Annotated in this window: 2 pseudogenes (1 of these 2 only partly in view); one reads left to right on the forward strand and one right to left on the reverse strand. The window is 70.6% G+C overall.

From position 1 onward, the window contains the following. Positions 1-1,653: pseudogene (locus IQ216_RS14285) on the reverse strand (CNNM domain-containing protein); the annotation flags it as partial. Between the two features lie 115 nt (positions 1,654-1,768). Here IQ216_RS14285 and IQ216_RS10310 point away from each other — a divergent pair. After that, positions 1,769-2,988 (forward strand): annotated as a pseudogene (locus tag IQ216_RS10310) (aminopeptidase P N-terminal domain-containing protein) (it continues 112 nt past the right edge of the window).

The following is a 2,988-nucleotide window of genomic DNA, read 5'->3' on the forward strand; positions in this document are numbered from 1 at the left end:
GCTGAGGCCGAGCAGCGCCCGCCCAAAGCCGCACTTGGCCGCGTAGTCGCGCACCCCCAGCACCAGCGCCCGAAACAGCTGCTCGATCGGTTCAGGCAGAGCCCTGCCCAAGCCAGTGCTGTGCAAGGGGTTCCAGGGCTCCAGGGCCTCCTGGCAGCTCGGCAGCTGACACACCACGGCCCCGGCCCGGTCCACCACAAAGCTGGCCCCATCGAAGACCAGCTCGTCGTTCCCTCCCACCTGGTTCACGTACACCACCGGACAGCCCAGCCGCCGGGCCGCCCGGGCCCCCAGGGCATGGCGCAGGGCGGCCTTGCCCGGGTTGAAGGGGGAGGCCGAGAGGTTGATCAGCAGATCGAGCTCCTGGTGCTCCAGGTCCGCCAGCGGATCCGGTCCCGCCAGACGGTGACCCTGGAGCTCCTCCTCGACCCACAGGTCTTCGCAGATCGTGAGCCCCAGCCGCAGGAGACCAGCCTGGCCGTTCAGTTGCAGCACGGCCGGCGCCGCCCCCGGGCGGAAGTAGCGCTGTTCATCGAACACGTCGTAGGTGGGCAGCAGCTGTTTGCGCGCCACCACCCGCCAGCTCCCCGCCTGCACCAGAGCCAGGGCATTGAACAGGCTGGGCAGGGCTGAGCTGCCACTCGGCTCGGCGATGCCCACCAGCACAGCCACCCCCGGGCAGTGSRCGGCCNNNTCNGSCGCCNAKCWSCCCCANGMAMCCGNNCCKRRYTSRYCMRSCRCSACGCKYRCANCMGCMGSTSYYGCGGCGNAWAGCCNNNGNGYGAGNAGNKCGGNSGGYGMGMAYCAKCTCMGSCMCGNMCKCNSRCCGCYTCGCKGNAGGYCSGCAGGNRTGCGCTCGCCATTGCCCTGCAGCAGGGCCGTGAGCAGCTGTTCCCGGCTCGCCACGCCGAGAATTTCATCCACCTCCTCGCCGAGCACCACCCACCAGGGGGCGTTGGTGGCCAGCARTTCCGCGCGGGCCTCGGTGAGGGTGGCCGCCCCGCGCAGGGTGGGAGCGGCCACCCTGGGGGTCATCAGATCCCTGGCCGTGAGGTCGTTGAGCTGAAACACCTTGGCGATCATCGCGGCCTCATCGGCTTCGATCTGTCCCTTCTGGGACCCGAGTCTGGCGAGCAGGCGAATCTCCTCCTCATCCGTGCTGATCTCGCTCTCCGCCGTGATCGCCGGCAGGACCAGCTCCAGCAGCAGCACCAGGGGAAGCATCAGCCGGCCCAGCAGGTAGAGGGCCGGGGCGCTGGCCAGGGCGACCGGCAGGGCCATGCGGCTGCCCAGCGCCTTGGGAAGGATTTCCCCCAGCAACATCACCAGCAGCGTCAGGCCCACCGAGAACAGGGGCAGGGCCACGCCCTCCACCCCGTACCGAGAGAACACATGGGCGGCATAGCCCCCCAGCATCAGGCTGCCGAAGATGTTGAAGCCGTTGTTGGCGATCACCAGCACCGAGAGGGTGCGGCCGAGGCGCTGGCGCAGCTGGGCCAGGCGTCGGGCGCCCCGCACCGGTCTGCTGCGCGCCTGCAGCTCGTGCACCCGCAGGGGGTTGACGGTGAGCAGGGCGGCCTCTACCCCGGAGCAGAGGGCCGAGCCCACCAGCACCACCAGCACCAGCAGGGCCAGAGCCACCAGGTCGTTCATTCAGGTGGGGGCAGGCCCGTTGCCATCGAAGGGGTGGATCGCTCCATTAAATCCGCCTGCGCCACCGCTGTCGCCCACGGTCCGTCAGCATGGTCGCTGCGCAGGGTTCGTCAGCATGGCCGCAACGGCTCTTCCCGATGTGTCGATTCATGCAGAGCGACGCGCCCGCTTTCTGCAGCAGCTCGGCGGTGCCGCGGCGGTGATCCCGGCGGCCCCGCTGGTGACCCACCACGCCGACTGCGAGTACCCCTTTCGGCAGAATAGCGATTTCTGGTATCTCACCGGCTTCGACGAACCCGATGCGGTGGCTTTGTTCCTGCCCCACCGCCCGGACACGCCCTTCGTGCTGTTCGTGCAGCCCAAGCAGCCCAGCGCTGAAGTGTGGACCGGCGTGCGCTGGGGCACCGAAGGCGCGGTGGACCAGTTCGGGGCCTCGGCGGCCCATCCGCTCTCGGAGCTGCCGACCCGACTGGCCGACTACCTCGAGGGCGCCGAGGGCATTGCCTTCCGGGTGGGTCGCCACCCGGCGGTGGAGCCCCTGGTGCTGCAGGCCTGGGGCCAGCAGCTGGACCGGGCGCCGCGGCGGGGGGGCGCTGCCCTCGGCCTGGTGGCCCCCTGCCCGCTGCTGCATGCCCTGAGGCTGCACAAGGGGGAGGATGAACTCGAGCGCCTGCGGGAGGCCGGCCGTATCTCGGCAGAGGCCCATGAACTGGCCCGGCAGGTGGCCCGCCCCGGCTTGAATGAGCGGCAGGTGCAGGCGGTGATCGAGCAGCATTTCCTGGAGCAGGGGGCCCGGGGACCTGCCTATGGCTCGATCGTGGCGGGCGGCGACAACGCCTGCGTGCTGCACTACACCGCCAACAGCGCTCTCCTGCGGGACGGCGATCTGCTGCTGATCGATGCCGGCTGCAGCCTGGCCGACTACTACAMCGGCGACATCACCCGCACCTTCCCGGTGAACGGACGCTTCAGCGCCGAACAGCGCGAGCTCTATGCCCTGGTGCTGTCGGCCCAGGAGGCGGCAGTGGCCGCCGTGGCCCCGGGCCACACCGCCGAGGCCGTCCACATGACCGCCGTGCGCGTGCTGGTGGAGGGCCTGATCGAGCTGGGCCTGCTGAGCGGCAGCGTCGACGGCGTCATCGAGCAGGGCGCCTTCCGACACCTGTACATGCACCGCACCGGCCACTGGCTCGGCCTGGACGTCCATGACGTGGGGGCTTACCGACTCGGCGAGCACCCGGTGCAGCTGGAGCCGGGCATGGTGCTCACGGTGGAGCCGGGGCTGTACGTGAGCGACCGGCTGGCCGTGSCGGAGGGCCAGCNNGCNNTNGNGNA

It is taken from the genome of Cyanobium sp. LEGE 06143, assembly GCF_015207535.1.
In the GTDB taxonomy this organism is placed as follows: domain Bacteria; phylum Cyanobacteriota; class Cyanobacteriia; order PCC-6307; family Cyanobiaceae; genus NIES-981.